At 61.7% G+C, this 16,514-nt stretch carries 19 protein-coding genes; 7 read left to right on the top strand and 12 right to left on the bottom strand.

Features of this window, described 5'->3' with window-relative positions; all coding sequences use genetic code 11:
• Positions 1-131: 131 nt before the first annotated feature.
• Positions 132-1,085, bottom strand: a complete 954-nt coding sequence (locus tag VFL62_RS23375) for a Bug family tripartite tricarboxylate transporter substrate binding protein (RefSeq protein ID WP_414644822.1) — start codon at positions 1,083-1,085, stop codon at positions 132-134.
• Positions 1,086-1,244: 159 nt separating this feature from the next.
• Here VFL62_RS23375 and VFL62_RS23370 point away from each other — a divergent pair, with 159 nt between their 5' ends.
• Entirely contained in the window at positions 1,245-2,219 is a 975-nt protein-coding gene (locus tag VFL62_RS23370) for a TAXI family TRAP transporter solute-binding subunit (protein WP_325174764.1), read from the top strand.
• Between the two features lie 122 nt (positions 2,220-2,341).
• Here the strand turns inward: VFL62_RS23370 and VFL62_RS23365 are convergent, their stop codons facing one another.
• On the bottom strand, positions 2,342-3,553 hold the full coding sequence (locus VFL62_RS23365) for an ABC transporter substrate-binding protein (RefSeq protein WP_325174763.1): 1,212 nt from the start codon (positions 3,551-3,553) through the stop codon (positions 2,342-2,344).
• 185 nt (positions 3,554-3,738) lie between these two features.
• Here VFL62_RS23365 and VFL62_RS23360 point away from each other — a divergent pair, with 185 nt between their 5' ends.
• Positions 3,739-4,875: an FAD-dependent monooxygenase gene (locus VFL62_RS23360; protein WP_325174762.1), complete on the top strand. Its 1,137-nt coding sequence runs from the start codon at positions 3,739-3,741 to the stop codon at positions 4,873-4,875.
• Between the two features lies 1 nt (position 4,876).
• Here VFL62_RS23360 and mobA read toward each other — a convergent pair whose 3' ends face one another.
• Entirely contained in the window at positions 4,877-5,518 is a 642-nt protein-coding gene (mobA, locus tag VFL62_RS23355) for a molybdenum cofactor guanylyltransferase MobA (RefSeq protein WP_325174761.1), read from the bottom strand.
• A 94-nt stretch (positions 5,519-5,612) separates the two neighbouring features.
• Here mobA and mobB point away from each other — a divergent pair, with 94 nt between their 5' ends.
• From mobB to VFL62_RS23335, 4 genes are all read left to right on the top strand, one after another.
• Positions 5,613-6,140 (top strand): molybdopterin-guanine dinucleotide biosynthesis protein B, encoded by a 528-nt coding sequence (gene mobB, locus VFL62_RS23350; protein WP_325174765.1) that lies wholly within the window; start codon positions 5,613-5,615, stop codon positions 6,138-6,140.
• Positions 6,141-6,149: 9 nt separating this feature from the next.
• Positions 6,150-6,419: a sulfurtransferase TusA family protein gene (locus VFL62_RS23345; protein WP_325174760.1), complete on the top strand. Its 270-nt coding sequence runs from the start codon at positions 6,150-6,152 to the stop codon at positions 6,417-6,419.
• 257 nt (positions 6,420-6,676) lie between these two features.
• A complete protein-coding gene (locus VFL62_RS23340) occupies positions 6,677-8,332 on the top strand; it encodes an OFA family MFS transporter (protein WP_325174759.1) in 1,656 nt (551 codons plus the stop codon).
• 106 nt (positions 8,333-8,438) lie between these two features.
• Positions 8,439-8,687: a hypothetical protein gene (locus VFL62_RS23335; protein ID WP_325174758.1), complete on the top strand. Its 249-nt coding sequence runs from the start codon at positions 8,439-8,441 to the stop codon at positions 8,685-8,687.
• Here VFL62_RS23335 and VFL62_RS23330 read toward each other — a convergent pair.
• From VFL62_RS23330 to VFL62_RS23290, 9 genes are all read right to left on the bottom strand, one after another.
• The gene (locus VFL62_RS23330; protein WP_325174757.1) at positions 8,684-9,091 is read right to left on the bottom strand and encodes a hypothetical protein; all 408 of its coding nucleotides are present in this window, start codon (positions 9,089-9,091) and stop codon (positions 8,684-8,686) included. The two genes, VFL62_RS23335 and VFL62_RS23330, sit on opposite strands and share 4 nt — an antisense overlap.
• 170 nt (positions 9,092-9,261) lie before the next feature.
• Positions 9,262-9,723 carry a hypothetical protein gene (locus VFL62_RS23325; protein WP_325174756.1) on the bottom strand — a complete coding sequence of 154 codons (462 nt, stop codon included), beginning with the start codon at positions 9,721-9,723 and terminating at the stop codon, positions 9,262-9,264.
• A gap of 19 nt (positions 9,724-9,742) precedes the next feature.
• Positions 9,743-9,979, bottom strand: coding sequence for a hypothetical protein (locus VFL62_RS23320; RefSeq protein ID WP_325174755.1), 237 nt, complete (start codon positions 9,977-9,979; stop codon positions 9,743-9,745).
• A 233-nt stretch (positions 9,980-10,212) separates the two neighbouring features.
• Positions 10,213-10,686 (bottom strand): hypothetical protein, encoded by a 474-nt coding sequence (locus VFL62_RS23315; RefSeq protein ID WP_325174754.1) that lies wholly within the window; start codon positions 10,684-10,686, stop codon positions 10,213-10,215.
• Between the two features lie 69 nt (positions 10,687-10,755).
• Positions 10,756-11,058, bottom strand: a complete 303-nt coding sequence (locus VFL62_RS23310) for a hypothetical protein (RefSeq protein ID WP_325174753.1) — start codon at positions 11,056-11,058, stop codon at positions 10,756-10,758.
• 246 nt (positions 11,059-11,304) lie between these two features.
• On the bottom strand, positions 11,305-11,685 hold the full coding sequence (locus VFL62_RS23305) for a hypothetical protein (RefSeq protein WP_325174752.1): 381 nt from the start codon (positions 11,683-11,685) through the stop codon (positions 11,305-11,307).
• A gap of 329 nt (positions 11,686-12,014) precedes the next feature.
• Positions 12,015-12,728 carry a response regulator gene (locus VFL62_RS23300; protein WP_325174751.1) on the bottom strand — a complete coding sequence of 238 codons (714 nt, stop codon included), beginning with the start codon at positions 12,726-12,728 and terminating at the stop codon, positions 12,015-12,017.
• Entirely contained in the window at positions 12,721-14,271 is a 1,551-nt protein-coding gene (locus VFL62_RS23295) for a DUF4118 domain-containing protein (RefSeq protein WP_325174750.1), read from the bottom strand. Before VFL62_RS23295 ends, VFL62_RS23300 begins: the two co-directional genes overlap by 8 nt.
• Positions 14,272-14,575: 304 nt before the next feature.
• The gene (locus tag VFL62_RS23290; RefSeq protein WP_325174749.1) at positions 14,576-15,139 is read right to left on the bottom strand and encodes a hypothetical protein; all 564 of its coding nucleotides are present in this window, start codon (positions 15,137-15,139) and stop codon (positions 14,576-14,578) included.
• A gap of 431 nt (positions 15,140-15,570) precedes the next feature.
• On the opposite strand from VFL62_RS23290, the gene VFL62_RS23285 reads away from it, so the two are divergent.
• Positions 15,571-16,514: outer membrane beta-barrel protein (locus tag VFL62_RS23285; RefSeq protein ID WP_325174748.1), on the top strand; the 944-nt coding region annotated here is incomplete at its 3' end.

The following is a 16,514-nucleotide window of genomic DNA, read 5'->3' as shown; positions in this document are numbered from 1 at the left end:
GCCCGGACTTGATCCGGGCATCCACGCCTTTCTTACAGCCTTCGACAAAGACGTGGATGGCCGGGTCAGGCCCGGCCATGACGAAGGAGAGAGAAGCTGTCGCCGCGACCGTCATGCTCGCGCGTGTTCGCTCACTCCACCGAGACGCCGGCGAATTCCACCACCTTGCGCCATTTCTCGGTCTCATCGGTGACGAGCTTGCCGAATTCGGCCGGCGTCATCGGCTTCGGGATGCCGCCGAGGGTGACAAGCTGCTCGATGATCTTGGGGTCCTTCAGCGCCTCGCCGACCGCCTTGTTGAGCTTGTCGATGATCTCCGGCGGTGTGCCTTTTGGCGCGGAGATGCCGTAGAAGCCGACCGATTCGAATCCGGGCACGGTTTCGGCGATCGCGGGAATATCGGGAAAGCCCGGCCAGCGCTGCGGCGAGGTGACGCCGAGCGCGCGCAGGTTTCCGCCGCGCACCTGCGACAGCGCGCCCGGCAGGTTGTCAAAGATCAGCTGCACCTTGTTGGACATAATGTCGGGATAGGCGATCGCGGATCCCCGGTAGGGCACATGCAGCATGTTGCAGCCGGTCATCGCCTTGAACAACTCGCCCGACATATGCACCGAGGTGCCATAGCCCGACGAGGCAAACGAGACCTTGCTTGGATCTTTCTTGCAGTAGTCGATGAACTCCTTGACGGTCTTCACCGGCATGTCCTTGGAGATCACCAGCATGTTGGGCAACTGCATGATGCTGGCGACCGGCACGGTGTCGCGGATGAAGTCGTAAGAGAGGTGTTTATAGAGCGAGGTCGAGATCGCGTTATTGGGCGCGACGAACAGCAGCGTATAGCCGTCCGGCGGCGAGTTGATGGCGGCGGCGGCTGCGATATTGCCGCCCGAGCCGGCGCGGTTCTCGACCACGAATTGCTGGCCGAGATGTTCGGACAGCCACTGCGACATGATCCGCGCCACCACGTCGACCGGGCCACCGGCGGCAAAGCCGATCAGCCAATGCACCGGGCGGTTCGGATAGTCGGCGGCTGCCGCCGGGACGGGACTGAAGCCCATGCCCAGGAGCCAGATGATGGCGATCATCGCCCCACGCAAATTTCTCATGACAGCCACTCCGTCACAACGCTGCTCACCATGGCAACTATGCTTTCATACAAACCGGGCTTTGCCTACAGTCGGTTTGACCCCGTCGCGTGACGGTTCGAGAAACGGGCTTGGCCAGACGTGCCGGAGGATCGAAAGATGAAAATGACATCCACGCTTTTGGCGGCGTTTGCGCTGTTTCTGGCGGGCAGCGCCACCGCGCAAGAAGGAGACAAGGCCGTGCCGAAATTGACCGTGGTGCTTGCGACGGCCACGCAGGGCGGCGGCTTCCCGCTTTACGGCAACGCTTTTGCCGAAGTCATGATGCAGGCCGATCCGACGCTTGTGGTCGAGACGCGCAACACCATGGGCTCCAGCGAGAACATTCCCTCGCTTGAAGCGAACAAGTTCGACCTTGGCCTCGTCGCCGGCGAATCCTTCAACCAGGCGCGGGAAGGCTTTGGCGGCAAGCCGCCGATCAAGCTGAAGATCCTGACCGCGATCTACGGCACCGCCGGCATGTTCGCGGTGCGCGCCGACAGCAAGTACCACACCATTCAGGATCTGGTCGGCAAGCCGATCGCCTTTGGTGCCAAGGGCTCCGGCATTCCGATCCTGTCGCGCTACATGCTGGATGGAATCGGCTTGAAGCAGGACGAGGACTTCAAGGCCTTCCTGCTCGATCACGCCAAGGAGGGTCCGGAGATGGTGCTGGACGGACGCGCCGAGGCGATCTGGGGCGCCGGCATCGGTTATCCCGGCTTCATGGAGCTTGCCAAGAGCGCGCCGGGCGTGCGCTTCATCGCGCCGACAGCCGACGAGATCGCGAAGATGACCGCCAAGCATCCGTTCCTCAAACCGATGACGATTCCGGCCAACAGCTATCCGACGCAGACAGAAGCGATCCATTCGCTGGGTTCGTGGAGTTTCATCCTGACCAAAACCGACATGTCCGACGATGTCGCCTATCGTCTGGCAAAAACGCTGCACGGCGCGGAAGGCGCGTTCTGCAAGAAATTGGCGCAGGCCTGCGAGACCACGGCGGCGAATACGGTCGCCGCTGTGCCGGACATCGCGCTGATCCATCCCGGCGTGCTGAAATATTTCCGCGAGATCGGCGTGGTGAAACAATGAGGACCTCGTGCCCCGGACGCAACGCAGCGTCCTGACGATGCGTTGCAGATCCGGGGTCCACATGGGTCCCGGATCTGCGCCGCGTCATTGCATGCCGCGACGCGTCCGGGACACGAACGCCGCTATCGCTTCACCATCGAACACGCCGTGTCCGGCGGGCCGAACGCATCGTCGCCGGAAATCGTCGCCAGCACATCGTAATAGTCCCAGGCATATTTCGAGTCGTCGGGCCGCTTGACCTGCACCAGCATCAGATCGTGAACCATCAGATTGTCCTCGCGCAGGCGGCCGTTGCGGGCGAAGAAATCCTCGATCGGCTTTTCGCGCATCTTCGCGGTGACCGCGAGCGGCTCGTCAGTCCCGCCGGCCTCAATCGCCTTGAGGTAGTTCGTCACGGCGGAATAGACGCCGGCCTGCCACATCGTCGGCATCGCCCCGACTTTGGCGAAATAGCGCTTCGACCATTCGCGTGTCTTGTCGTCCATGTCCCAGTAAAACGAGGTCGTCAGCAACAGCCCCTGCGCGGCGGGCAAGCCGAGCGCATGGATGTCGGTAATCAGCGCCAGCAGCCCCGCCATCTGCTGGCCGCCCTTGAAGATGCCGAATTCGCCGGCGGATTTGATTTCATTGATGTTGTTGGGCGGGCCGGCGGCGATGCCGATGATCTTCGCCTTCGAGGCCTGCGCCTGCAAAATGAAGGACGACACGTCTGCCGTGGCAAAGGGCAGGCGCACCGAGCCGATCACCTTGCCGCCGTTCCTGGTGATGACGGAAGATGCGTCCTTTTCCAGCGCGTGACCGAACGCGTAATCATCGGTGAGGAAGAACCAGCTGTCGCCACCGCGTTTCACGACGTCCTTGGCGGTGCCGACCGCCAGCGCGCGGGTATCGAACACCCATTGGATCGCATAGGGCGAGCAGAACTTGCCGTGAAAGTCGGCGGTGCCGGTCGATTGCGTGATGAACAGGCGATGCTTTTCGCTGGCGACGTTCTGTACCGCAAGTCCGACCGCCGAGACCGGCACGTCCACGATCAGGTCGACCTGTTCGACGTCGTACCAGCGCCGTGCCAGCGTGGCGCCGATATCCGGCTTGTTCTGGTGGTCGCCGGACACAAGCTGGATCGGCTTGCCGGCGACCTGCCTGCCGAAGTCGTCGATCGCCATTTGCGCCGCCGTCAGCGAGCCTTTGCCGGTTGCGGTCGAGGCCGGGCCGTTCATGTCGGTGAGCACGCCGATCTTGACGACGCCATCGGAGATTTGCGCCGATGCGGCGGCCGAGGCCATAAGCATCGCGGCGAACGCCAGCCCAAGCGTCGCGTTCAGGTTCGCCATCGCATCCTCCCATCGCTGATTGGCGGACCTCGCCGGCAAATGCCGCCGGGTGCGCCTGCCTTTATGCATGGCATTCATTCGACCATTCGGTGGCCGCAGTCAACGCGAGCCGTTGCAATTCGGCTGGCCGCGCGCATGATGAATGCGGGGCGTAAGCCAGCCGGATCTTACATCAGGCAAATCCGATGACAGTAACCAGGCCGCTTTCGATCGCAATTATCGGCGCCGGCATGGGCGGGCTTGCCGCTGCGGCAGCCTTGCGGCGCGTCGGCATCGACGTCACGGTCTACGAACAGGCGGCGCAATTTGCCCGGATCGGGGCCGGCATCCAGATCGGCTGCAACGCGATGAAGGTGCTGCGCAAGCTCGGGCTCGAGGCGCGGCTGCGCGGACAGTCGTTTTACCCGCGTTCCTGGAATAACCGCGACTGGAAGACCGGCGACGTCAAGTTCGACATGATTTTCGGCGAGAGCGCGGAAGCAAAGTTCGGCGCGCCCTATTTGTTGGCGCATCGCGGCGATCTGCATGCCGCGCTCGCCGGCATCGTGCCGGATGAATGCATCCGGCTTAGCCACAAACTGGTCGGGCTTGACGAGACCCCCGATGGGGTCCGCCTGCGCTTTGCCAACGGCGCGAGCGTGTCGGCAGATGCGGTGATCGGCGCCGATGGTGTCCACTCGCTGGTGCGTGAAATTCTGTTCGGCACCTCGCCGGTGAATTTCACCGGCCGTATCGCCTACCGTACGACCTACCCCGCGGCCCTGCTCGGCGGCGTTGCGATCGATGACTGCACCAAGTGGTGGGGCGAGGACCGCCATATCGTAATCTACTACGTCAAGCCTGACCGCAGCGAAGTCTATTTCGTCACTAGCCAGCCGGAGCCGGAATTCAGGATCGAATCCTGGTCGGCCAAGGGCGATGTCAGGGAATTGCGCGCGGCATTTGACGGATTCGACCGCCAGGTCGAAACCGTGCTCGCCGCATGTCCCGACGTGCACAAATGGGCCATCGTCGACCGCGATGCGCTCGAGCATTGGGCCGAGGGCAAGGTGACGCTGCTCGGCGATGCCTGCCATCCGATGACGCCCTATATGGCGCAAGGGGCGGCGATGGCGATCGAGGATGCGGCGGTGCTGTCGCGCTGTCTCGAAGGCGCCGACCGCGATGGCATCGCCGATGCGTTTCGCCGTTTCGAGGCGACGCGGCGCGAGCGGACCGCGCGCGTGCAGCAGACCTCGCGCACCAACACCTGGCTGCGGCAGAAGACCGATACCGACTGGGTCTATGCCTATGACGCCTGGACCACGCCGCTTGCCGCGTAGCTCAAGTGCCGTCCAGCGCCGCCAGCCGTTCAGCGTCCACGAGATCTTCGATCGTGTTGGCGTTGAAGAACGGATCGAACGGCGTCGTCGGCCAACTTGCCGTCGCCACGGCAAAACGCGAGGTCCAGCTTTCGACCTTGCGGATCTGTTCGGCAACGAGCGCGTGGCGAAGGTCTTCGCGCAAGGCGACGTCCCACAATCCGATCACGTGATGCACCTGCCCCCCGGAAGCCGCGAATGCGAGCTGCGCACCGTTTTCGATCCGGGCCTGATGAAGGCGCCGAACCAGGTCGCGGGGCAGGAAGGGGCAATCGGACGCTGCGCTTACGACGAAAGCGACGTCGGGCCGATGCGCCGCAGCCCAGTCGAGACCGGCAAGAATCCCGGCAAGCGGGCCGGGATAGCCTGCGACGGTGTCCGCGACGACCGGCAGGCCGAACGTGGCGAACCGCGCCGGGTCGCCATTGGCGTTCAGAACGAGGCCGTCGCACTGCGGCCGGAGCCTTTCGATGACGCGCTCTAGAATGGTGCGGCCGGCAAGTTTGCGCATCGGCTTGTCGCCGCCGCCGATGCGCACGCCAAGTCCGCCGGCGAGCAGGATGCCGGGCGTTGGCGGGATGCCGTTCGTACTATCGATCTTCATCATATCGGCAGGTTAGCATGACATTGGTCTTGAGCCGAGCTAAGGACTGTTGGCCTGCCCTGTCCGAGGGCTGCGGAGATAAGTGCCGCCTATGATGAAAGTGATCGGAGTTGCCGGCTGGAGCGGGGCGGGGAAGACGACGCTGATTTCGCGCGTCATTCCACATCTGCGCGAGCGAGGCTTGCGCGTCTCCGTGATCAAGCACGCGCACCACGCGTTCGATGTCGACATACCGGGCAAGGATTCCTGGGTGCACCGGCAATCCGGCGCCGAGGAAGTGCTGGTATCCTCCGCCAACCGCTGGGCCCTGATGCATGAACTGCGCGGCGCGCCCGAACCGTCGCTACTGGAATTGCTGGCGAAGATGTCGCCAGTCGACCTTCTGATGGTCGAGGGCTTCAAATCGGAGCCGTACCGCAAGATCGAGGTGCATCGAAGGGATAGCGGCAAGCCGCCGCTGTTCCCGGACGACCCGGCCATCGCCTGCATTGCAACGGACGCGGAGATCGTGACTGCGCTGCCGGTGGCGCATCTCGACGACATCCCCTCGGTGGCCGCAATGATGCTCAAATACGCGCTGCCGCTCGAAGACGTGTTGGCCGGGCGCGGCGGCGGAGCCTAGGACTGTCGCATGACACCGACCAAGCTCGATCTTACAGGCTTGAAATGCCCGCTGCCCGCGCTGAGGACAGCGAAAGCGTTGAAGGCGCTGTCACCGGGCCAGAGGCTGGAAGTTCATTGCACCGATCCGCTCGCGGTGATCGATATTCCAAGTCTGGTTCTTGCCACCGGCGACAAGGTCGAGATCCTGGAGCGGACGGAAGGGCGGGTGGTTTTCGTGATCGAAAAGGCAAATGGCTCGATCGATGATGTCAATGCTGCCGGGCGCGACAACTCGTAAGGCCAATCGAGACAATTGACCGCACCCCTGGCGCGGCGCTCAGGTCGAAGGAAACAAAAATCTCGACCATTTGCCTATCGACACGGGGCGGCGGTTCTGACCCAATTCTCTTGAATCGCGTGCCGCGTGGGGATGGCACAGCGGGAAATTGTGCAAAGCAGCAAAACGAAGCTTCGCAGCCCGCCTGGAATTTTGGTGATGGGCAAAGGTTAAATGCACAGACGCGCCCGGCGAGGGCGGCTGTAGGGGAGGACTGAATGACAACGATCAGCAGCGCCGGAACGGCGGCCGGGTCCGGTGCGGGAATTCTCGATCGCGAACATACGATTGCGAAAGCCGGCTTCAATCGCTGGATGGTGCCGCCGGCCGCGCTGTGCATCCATCTGTGCATCGGCATGGCCTACGGTTTTTCGGTGTTCTGGCTGCCGCTGTCGCGCGCGATCGGCCTCACCGCGCCGAAAGCCTGTCCCGACATGTCGTTGTGGCAGGAACTCTTCACCACCACCTGCGATTGGAAGGTCGCGAGCCTGGGCTGGATGTACACGCTGTTCTTCGTCCTGCTCGGCGTCTCCGCCGCGATCTGGGGCGGTTGGCTCGAACGCGCCGGCCCGCGCAAGGCCGGCGTCGTCGCGGCGCTGTGCTGGGGCGGCGGTCTGCTGATCGGCGCCTTCGGCGTTTATGTGCATCAGCTCTGGATCATGTGGCTCGGCGCCGGCGTGATCGGCGGTGTCGGCCTTGGCCTTGGCTACATTTCGCCGGTATCGACTCTCGTGAAGTGGTTTCCGGATCGCCGCGGCATGGCGACCGGCATGGCGATCATGGGATTTGGCGGCGGCGCCATGATCGGCGCACCGCTGGCGAATTTGCTGATCAACTACTTCAAAACGCCGACCGACGTCGGCGTGTGGAAGACGTTTGCTGCGATGGGCGTCATCTACTTCATCTTCATGATGATCGGCGCATTTTCGTACCGCGTGTCGCCGACGGGCTGGCAGCCCGAAGGCTGGACGCCGCCGAGCGAAAAGAAGTCGATGATCTCCGAACACCACGTGCATCTCGACAACGCGCACAAGACGCCGCAGTTCTGGCTCATCTGGTGGGTGCTCTGCTTGAACGTGTCCGCCGGCATCGGCGTCATCGGCATGGCCTCGCCGATGCTGCAGGAAATCTTCGCGGGCAAGCTGATCGGATTGCCTGATCTGAAATTCGGCGCGCTTTCGGCTGAGCAGAGAACGGCAATTGCGGCGATCTCCGCCGGATTTGCCGGTTTGCTGTCTCTGTTCAACATCGGCGGCCGCTTCTTCTGGGCCTCGCTGTCGGACTATATCGGCCGCAAGAACACCTATTATGTGTTCTTCGTCCTCGGCATCGCGCTCTATGCGCTGGCGCCGACCTTTGCGGCGATGGGCTCGAAGCTGCTGTTCGTTCTCGGCTTCGGCATTATCCTGTCGATGTATGGCGGCGGCTTTGCCACCGTCCCGGCCTATCTCGCCGACATGTTCGGCACGCAGTTCGTCGGCGCCATTCACGGACGGCTGCTGACGGCGTGGTCGACCGCCGGCATCATCGGCCCGGTGGTCGTCAACTATATCCGTGAATTCCAGCTCGCCGCCGGGGTGCCGCGCGACCAGCTCTACAACACCACCATGTATATTCTGTGCGCGATGCTGGCCGCAGGCTTCATCTGCAACTACCTGATCAGGCCGGTGGATCCCAAGTGGTACATGAGCAGCGACGAGCTCGCAAAAATTCAGGCCAGCGGCGCCAAGAACGCAAGCGTGGTGCAGAGTGGGTCGTTCGGCATCGGTAAAGGCGGCCTTGATGTCAGATCGGGGCTGTTCTGGCTCTTTGTCGGCATCCCGCTCGCCTGGGGCGTGTACAAGACGCTCGAAAGCGCGGCGAAGATCTTCTGATCCGGCCAGCGCTGTTCCAAGGCTCGGCATCGCGAAACGCCGATAGTGTTTCGCGATGCCGCTCTCCTCAATAATCAGTCAAAGAATTTATCCAGGGGGATTTTCCATGCTTCGAATTGCCACCTGTCTCGTTGCGGCATCCTTGATCGCGGGCAGCATCGCTCCGGTCTCGGCGCAGACAACCGAGACCAAGCCGTCGCGGATGAAGCTGACGATGCAGAAGCTGAAGGAGATGAAGGCGAAGTGGTCGGCAAATCGCCCCAAGCTGAAGGCTTGCAAGATCGAGGCGAAAAAGAAGGGGCTTTCCGGCGACGACCGCTGGTTCCACATCGCGGACTGCATGGAGCGGAGCTAGGCTCGGCTGTCTTGCGCGTCGTTGCGGCCAAAGTTCACAAGCCGCAGCAGCGGCTTGAGAAAGCCGATGAGCTGGTTGCCCTGATTTTTCGCATCAAGCTCGAACCGCTCTGAGACAAAGACGGCTGCGCAGCCCAGCGGCTGCGAAGCCCGCCGCGCAAAGGCGAGCGCGGAGCGCCTGAACAGAAACAGGCCGCCCGTCTGGCTCCTCGCGTCGCGGGCGATCCAGAATCCCTCGCTATTGCGGCCGACGAAGAAAGTCGGGATCGAGGCATTGACGATGCCGGGATCGAGCGGCTGCAAGCACGCCTGCGACATCGAAGGCGCGGCCTGGGCTTTTGCAAGGTGGGGATAGGCGGACGGCATGGCAATCATGGCGTGACCGGTGGCTTGACGGCTCGTCAACGCGGAGTGCGCGGCGGCCGGCGAAACGTCGCCGGCTCATTTGCGCTCCATGCCCGTAGGATTGCGAGAGGGGCCGCGGCGGGATCTCATAGGAAAGAAATAAAGAGCGTTCGGGCATTCTGCCGAAGACGTCTCGCTCCGGCGAAGGTGGGAGCCGGAAGGGCTTACGCCTACGCTGCACGCTCGATCCGGCTGGATCCCCGACGGCATGCCGACAGCACAAATCCTTGATGGCAGCGCACGCCGGCCTCGATCTGAAATCCCATTTCCTGAAGCTTGGTGCGGACCTCAACACCCGGACTGCCAACACCGTGACCGCCGACGCTGGTAGCAGAATCCAGGAGAATGGCGACGGTGGCTTGGGCGCCAAGGAATGGCGAGAGTTCGCCCAATGCCGCTTCGATCGCTGCCGGATCGCGATCGGCAACAAGGCCGATGGCATGCTGCCGCTTTCGCATCCTGCTCATCGACAGCGGAGCCACGCGCATGAAGCCGCGGCGCCTCAGCCCCAGATAAAGTTCCATGCCATCATGGCCGGCAATGATTGCCCGCTGCAGCAGTGACAGGCGGGTCAACCGTATCATGGTGTCGAGAACCTGGGTTTGATCCGGGACGGAATGAAGCTGAACCATGGTGCTCTCCAGGGCACATTCAGGTCATCGGGTTCCTGCCGCCGATATCAAGCTCGATTTCGCAAGCTAGTTCCACGATCGTTTCGGGATGATGCCCGTTTTCGAACAGTGCGTATTTGAAGGCGGTGGCGCGATTGACGAAAAGTCCGCCATAGAGCCCATGCTGTTCGCGCGCGACCCAGTTGCCACGCCTGTTCCGGCCGATAAACGTCATGGTCGATGCAGAGTTGCAAGATGGAGGTTCGACGATCTTCACCTCGGTATTCCTTCTTTGCGGCGAGACAGGCCCAATCCGGTTCGTTCGGACGCCGCCGCTGCACAAAGCGCGGGAGACGAGCCGAAAGCGCCGAAACACGCGCGTGACTCATGCGGGCAATATCTGCGGTCGCGGATATGAATTCGATGGATGGCGGCTCGCGATCTCATAGGGAGCGCATAGGTGCGCGAGCGCATCTGGAGGCCGCAATCGGCTGTGGTGAGGCAGGTGCTTTACGAAAAATTGTCGCAGCACATTGGCGCGTCGAGACGATGATCTGACTGAGAAATGTTCGCCGCGCTCTCATCGGGGAGCGTGTCGCCGCGTTTGGCCTCGATGTATGCGCTCAAGATCGCAAGCGTCAGGTCCGCGTGACAACCTTCCAGCGGTTGATCGAGCCAATCGGGAAGTGCGCGCCGGCGCGATAGCAGGCAGCGCCATTCACCTGCATCATGAGCGATATGGCGAAGGTGCCATTGCGGCAATTCCAGCGCCAGCAAAGCGAGTGCCGCTTCCGTCCAGGCGCCAAGGCGGATGAGCTGCTCGAAGCGGGCAAAGTCATTGGTTCGCCGGAGCGATGGCAGGCGTCGGCAAGTATCCCGAATGACGTCCGAGAACAGTTCCGCCGTGACGATTTCGGCGTCACGGAGCCTTTCGGCAAGCTGGGATATGACCAGGTCCATGCTGCCAATATTCCCCGGCAGCAAATATGAATTCGAGGGTGACGAGCCTGCGATTTCATAGGAAACGCATAAAGGCTCGCAAGCCGAGCCGCCTCAGCCGAACCGGGAAGTCGGTTCGAAGATACAGGCCAGGCAGCACAGTGCGGTAAAGGCGCCGGCCTCGTCCCAGTGATTGAGCGCCGAATCCAACAGTTCCTCGCGGTCGTACATGGCAATCACGGTGCTGAGGATGGCCGACATCCACAGCATCACGGTGAGACCCCGTTCAAATCCGATGCCGCCGAGCACGGCGAAGGCGACCATGGCGGCCAGGCGCAGGCCAAAGCGCGCGATCACCTCCGCCGATTTCGACGTGAGTGCGAGCTTGCGAACACGGCTGGCGACGAAAGGCGGCATGATCGTATTTCCAAAGGCGAGTTGGCGAACGCTGGTTCGCGACTATTCCTGCAAGGCGCGGGCCAATCGCGCGCGCCGGACGCCACGCGTCGCGTCACATCTGGCGAAAGAGACATTGGAAAGCGAGGCGGGTTCGCGGGTGAAAAAATAAATTATCCATAAGCAGCGCTGGCTGCGCCGCGGCGGGTGAGCAAGGCGGCTGCTCAAGCCATGGTATCAGGCAAGCCCTGGAATCAGGAAGACCGCTCAAAAAGCCGATCTAGCGACCGCGCCGGATGCCAATTGCAGATAGTTCGGGCGAGCCGGATCGCACCAGGCGCGGAATGCCTGACCACGTCGCGGCGGAGGGCCTTGCCACGGCATCCGGTTCTGCAAGGTCATGATATAGGGCGTGCCGCTGCGCGGCGTGATCTCCAGCGTCGCCTTGACGAGCCAGGTGTCGATCGGCGCGAACGGCAGCTCTTCAGAATACACGACCCGCGCCGTGCAGGGCTGTACCCGACCTGGCTGCGATTGACCCGGCTGCAACCGGCTTGCGTGCGGCCGAGCTGGCGCCTCTTGCGCAGAAGCCATTCCGCTCGCGATGGTGACAGACAGCACGATCGCCGCGGCGGTGAGGGATTTCATGGCCGATTCCATTGGCTGATCGATGATGTTCTTTCCGCAAGATTGCGGGTGGCGTGTGACAAAATCAAGCCGCCGTGGACGAAACGGCTTGCCGCAAGGTTAGCTTCGGCCGCGCGGGCCAATGACGAAGAGAATAAAACCGACGGCGATCCCAGGCACAAGGAGCATCCAGTATTGCCCATCAACGCCAAGAACGCGAAAGTGCTCGACCAGAAAGTGCAACGCCCCGCGTCCCCAATTTCCCCGGGGTGAGATTAGGGGTCCCGTTGGCAAAAATATATTATTTTTATATGCCCGCAGCGCGCGGGGCGCGCTGGCGTTGCGGCCTTTCAATCGGCGACGATGTCTTCGACGCGGGACTGCAGGCGGTAGCCGACGCCGGATTCGGTCACCAGAAGGCGCGGCCGATTGGGATCGCTTTCGATCTTCTGGCGCAATTTGCGAACGAGAATGCGCAGGTACTGGATGTTGTCGCGCTGATTGCCGCTCCAGATGTCCTTCATGAGCTGATCGTGGGTCACGACAAGCCCGATATGGGTCGCCAGGATGTGGAGCAGGCGGTACTCCTTCCGCGTCAATCGGACCGGATGATTGTTCAGCGACACTGTTCGCGTCACGAGATCGACCGAGAGCGGTCCGGCCACGACGACTGGATTTTCGGTGGCGCTCTTGAAATAACGCCGAAGCGCCGCTTCGCTGCGCGCCAGTAATTCCGCCATGCCGAACGGCTTGACCACATAGTCGTCGGCGCCGGCCTGGAGCAGCCGCACCTTCTCGTCCTCGCTGGCGATGACCGACAGAATGATGACCGGGACATTCGACCATGACCGGATTCGCTCGAGCACCTCGGCGCCGTGCAGATCGGGCAAGTTCAGGTCGAGAATGATGAGATCCGGCGCGCCGAAGGTCGCCGCCTTCAGGCCGTCGGCCGCGTTTTCGGCTTCGATAACCGTGTATCCCTGCAGTTCGAAACCGGCACGCAGGAAGCGCCTTATCTTGGACTCGTCCTCGATCAGGAGCACGTTATTCGCAGGTCTATTCATTGGAGGCTGCCGTCATTTCGGATTGATTCATCGTCGAGCCCCGAAGGGTGATCGAGGCCGTTGTGCCGTGTCCTTGTCCCGGGCTCGTAATGTCGATCGTTCCGCCATTGGCGGCGACAAAGATGGATGCGATCCAGAAGCCAAGTCCCGACCCGGGTATCGTCGCCTGGTGACGCTGGCTGCGGTACAGCCGGCGACCGAGTTGACGTTTCTCGTCGGCGGTGATGCCGACGCCCTGGTCGGAAATGGAAAGTATGACGTCGTCCTGCTTGCGGCTGACATTCACCGTGATGGTCGAGCCGGACGGAGAATACTTGGCGGCGTTTTCCAAAAGCTGGCCGCAGGACTCTTCCATCAGGCCGGTATCGACGTGAATCAGTGGCAGGTCGTCGGCGAACTCGGTTTTGAGCCGGTGCGCTGCGAGCCGGCGCGATCGCGCACTGATTGCGGCGTTGACGATATCTCTCGGATCGGCCCATGCAGGATTGGGCGTGATGCCGCCTGCGGTAACGCGCGTGGCATTGAGCAAATTCTGGATGAAATTGTCGAGTTCGGCGACTTCGTCCGATATCGCTTCCACCAGCGAGCGGGCGCGGTCGTCCCTGTGAACCTGTGGAATTGATTCGAGCACGCTGGCCGAGCCGCGAATGGCGGCCAGCGGCGTGCGCAGTTCATGCGACAGCGTGCCGTGAAACGCATCTCTCAACAGCTGGGCCTGCAGGCGCAGCCTCGCGTCTTCCATCGCCTTGTCGATGTCGATCCGCTGCAAGGTCAGCGACACTTCCTCGAGGATGATTTCCGCGCGGCGCGTGGCGCGCTCGAGCGCCTCCGCCGTGGCCGCCCCGATATTGACGGCAACCAGTCCGAGCATGGCCGTTTCCGAACGCACGATGCGCAACAGCCAGACATTTTGCGTGGCGGCGTCGGTCACGGAGCGAGCCGGCTGGCCGGTGGCAAATGCCGAGGCGGCGCTGTCTTTCACGGCCGCCGGCACCGGGCCGGATCTCGGCGGCTCAAGCTGCCCATCAGGTCTTGCGGCAAAGAACAGGGCCGGTTGGCCGAGCGTCTGCGACAGATAATTCTCGATCGCCGAAACCAATTCCGGAACCGAGAAACAGGCCGCCAGACGCCGGGAAAAGTCATAGAGGTTGTGAATGTCCCGTTCGCGCTGGCGCAGCGTTTCGGTCTCCTGGCGCAGACGGGACGCGAGATTGCTGGAGACGAGCGCCACCACGAGAAACAGCAGGAGGTCGATCGCTTCCTGCGGGTCCTCGACCTGGAAGCTGTAGATCGGCGGAAAGAAAAAGAAATCCGCCTCCGCCATGCTGACGATCGCGGCCAGCGTCGCCGGCCAGATTCCCCAGCGCGTGGCGGCCACGATGACGGGAATGAGATAGGCGATCGGGACCACGCTTGCCGCAACCGCTTGCGGCAACAGAAACAACAGCGCCGTCACCAGCGTGACGCCGGCGAACGACAGCAGCAGCGGGACAACATCTCGCTGCAGCGAACTGCCCTGCGTCGCCAGCCCGTCTGACGCCACAGCGATGCTCCGATCGCTCGCGTCGGCAGGTCCGGTTTTAGCGCGTTTCGTTATCGGCAAGGGGACGTGCCTATGCAGAAACGACATTGAAATGAAATGGTGAGAGATGAATTCACGAGATCGAGCAGGTAAACGAATGGCGATCCGCTGAGTCCGTCTTTCGCGTCAAATCAAGCAATGCTCCAATGTCGTCGACTACCCGGCAGCCGCCAGCATTCTTCAACTCGACGTATAAAATCTATGCCGTTCGCCTCACGAAGACATATAGAAGTAATATACGTTGCATGCCGCGAAGAGGTACCTCCTACGTCGCGTCTTGATAGCCGATCGCCGTCTCCTGTCCGGTTTCGCCCATTGGAACGCCGTAGATGTCGCTGGCGTTCAGGTTGCTCGGCGGCGCGAGCGTGGCGATGGCCGCCGAGTTCAGGTGTTTCGGTGGGTACAGGTAGAACTCGATCAACTGATTTTGCAGACCACGCGTGGTGGCGCTGAGAATGTTGCGCGACCGCGTGGCCTCCCGCGGATAGAGATTGCTCCAGCCGGCGAAGCGGCTTGCCAGGATCTCTAGCGACAGGATGGCCGTTGCGATCCGCACGAAGCCCGCATTCGATTTCTTGGCGCTTCGGGTCGTTGAAGCCTTGCGAAGCAGCTGGCGAAGCGGTTCGTGCGCCTCGATAAACGGGCCAAACCCCGTCTTCCAGAGGATGTCAGGCAGGCACGAATAGCCGTGGAGGTCGTGGAAACTCTCGATCAGGACCTGGCACTGCGAGATCAGACTGTTCGGCAGAAAGCTGAAGTCGGTATCTGTCGTCGAGCCCGTTTTTGGCTGACGGCCATCATCGCTTGTGCGCTCTGCCTTGACGTCCATTGCCTGCCTCGTGATCAGCGAATGGGCTGTGCTCGATGCGAAGCAGCATAACGACGGGCGGCATATATCTTCGATATAGGAGGCAGGCACATTACATAGATAAAAGATATCGAACGATGATTTCGCGATCGCCGGTTATGGCGAAAAAGCAACAGCGCTCAAAAAAGGATTAAGAAAAATCGCTGAACGTTCGAGAGTCACGCAGGATTTTCGCAAATCTTGCCGCTGATCGCGGCACCTTTAGGAGCAATTGATACGTTTTTATGCAAGCGGCGCCGAAAGCGAAAATCCGTATATCTTTTTTTTATGAAACGCCGCAGCAAACCGTATCGATTTCCTTGTTCCCGCAACGAAAGATTGTCCCAAGCGTGAATGGTCTCGCAAGGACGCCTTTGGGGGCGTTCTTAAAACCAACTGCTTGGGGCAACAATATGAAAAGATTTCTTCTGGCGGGCGCGTCGTTGGCCGTCATGGGTTTAGCCGGCAGCGCCTACGCTGCGGATGCGCCGGCGAAAGCGCCGGGGTGCAGGGGCGATGTCGATCCCTACAAGAACTACGCTTGTCTCGACACTTACCTGGGCACCACGTTCTGGGAGCGGTTCTTCAATTACTACCGGCTGGAGTGGGGCCACGATGCAGCGCCCGCCGATCCGAAGGCGCCTCCGGGGCGCCGCGCCGAGTGGCCAGCCACCCCACAAACCACTCCGCCGATGCCATTTACCGAGTGGCCCTATGGCGGCACCACCAACCTCGGTGTGACGCGGCCGAGCTCGGTCGACAGTCCGCTGATGACGGCGCTCGGCAATACCACGGTCGGAAGCTGGATGAACGACAACCACCTCCAGGTTTACGGCTGGGTGAATGCTGGCGGCAATCTCTCGACCAACACGGTTCGCGGCGGCAACGCGCCGGCCGCCTACCTCTACAATCCAAACACCGTGCAGCTCGACCAGGCGGTCGTCTATATCGAGCGGCTGCCTGACACCGTGCAGAAGGATCACATCGATTGGGGCTTCCGTCTCGCACCGATCTACGGCGAGAACTATCGCTACACCACGGCCTACGGACTCTGGAGCTATCAGCTCCTGAACCAGAACAAGAACTATGGTTACGACTTGCCGATGGCCTATGGCGAAGTCTTCATTCCATTTGTTGCCGACGGCATGTTGATCCGTTTCGGACGCTTCATCTCGATCCCGGACATCGAGGCGCAGCTTGCGCCGAACAACTACATGTATACGCACTCGATGACGTATACGTTCGACAACTACACCAACACCGGCATCGAGGTCACGACTGCGCTGAACAAGAACTGGATTCTGCAGACCGGCATCGTGGCCGGTACCGAGGCGATGCCGTGGCACGTCGGTGCTAC

The sequence above is a fragment of the Bradyrhizobium sp. genome (genome assembly GCF_035701725.1).
Taxonomy (GTDB): Bacteria; Pseudomonadota; Alphaproteobacteria; order Rhizobiales; family Xanthobacteraceae; genus Bradyrhizobium.
The sequence above is the reverse complement of the archived record's forward strand: the minus strand, read 5'-3'. Positions and strand labels throughout refer to the sequence as shown.

Coding starts and splice junctions, on each gene's coding strand:
- VFL62_RS23340 (WP_325174759.1), top strand. CDS start 6,677: ATGACAACGATCAGCAGCGCCGGAACGGCGGCCGGGTCCGGTGCGGGA.
- VFL62_RS23300 (WP_325174751.1), bottom strand. CDS start 12,728: ATGAATAGACCTGCGAATAACGTGCTCCTGATCGAGGACGAGTCCAAG.
- VFL62_RS23375 (WP_414644822.1), bottom strand. CDS start 1,085: ATGATCGCCATCATCTGGCTCCTGGGCATGGGCTTCAGTCCCGTCCCG.
- mobA (WP_325174761.1), bottom strand. CDS start 5,518: ATGAAGATCGATAGTACGAACGGCATCCCGCCAACGCCCGGCATCCTG.
- VFL62_RS23345 (WP_325174760.1), top strand. CDS start 6,150: ATGACACCGACCAAGCTCGATCTTACAGGCTTGAAATGCCCGCTGCCC.
- VFL62_RS23310 (WP_325174753.1), bottom strand. CDS start 11,058: ATGCCGCCTTTCGTCGCCAGCCGTGTTCGCAAGCTCGCACTCACGTCG.
- mobB (WP_325174765.1), top strand. CDS start 5,613: ATGAAAGTGATCGGAGTTGCCGGCTGGAGCGGGGCGGGGAAGACGACG.
- VFL62_RS23370 (WP_325174764.1), top strand. CDS start 1,245: ATGAAAATGACATCCACGCTTTTGGCGGCGTTTGCGCTGTTTCTGGCG.
- VFL62_RS23305 (WP_325174752.1), bottom strand. CDS start 11,685: ATGAAATCCCTCACCGCCGCGGCGATCGTGCTGTCTGTCACCATCGCG.
- VFL62_RS23325 (WP_325174756.1), bottom strand. CDS start 9,723: ATGGTTCAGCTTCATTCCGTCCCGGATCAAACCCAGGTTCTCGACACC.
- VFL62_RS23335 (WP_325174758.1), top strand. CDS start 8,439: ATGCTTCGAATTGCCACCTGTCTCGTTGCGGCATCCTTGATCGCGGGC.
- VFL62_RS23360 (WP_325174762.1), top strand. CDS start 3,739: ATGACAGTAACCAGGCCGCTTTCGATCGCAATTATCGGCGCCGGCATG.
- VFL62_RS23290 (WP_325174749.1), bottom strand. CDS start 15,139: ATGGACGTCAAGGCAGAGCGCACAAGCGATGATGGCCGTCAGCCAAAA.
- VFL62_RS23365 (WP_325174763.1), bottom strand. CDS start 3,553: ATGGCGAACCTGAACGCGACGCTTGGGCTGGCGTTCGCCGCGATGCTT.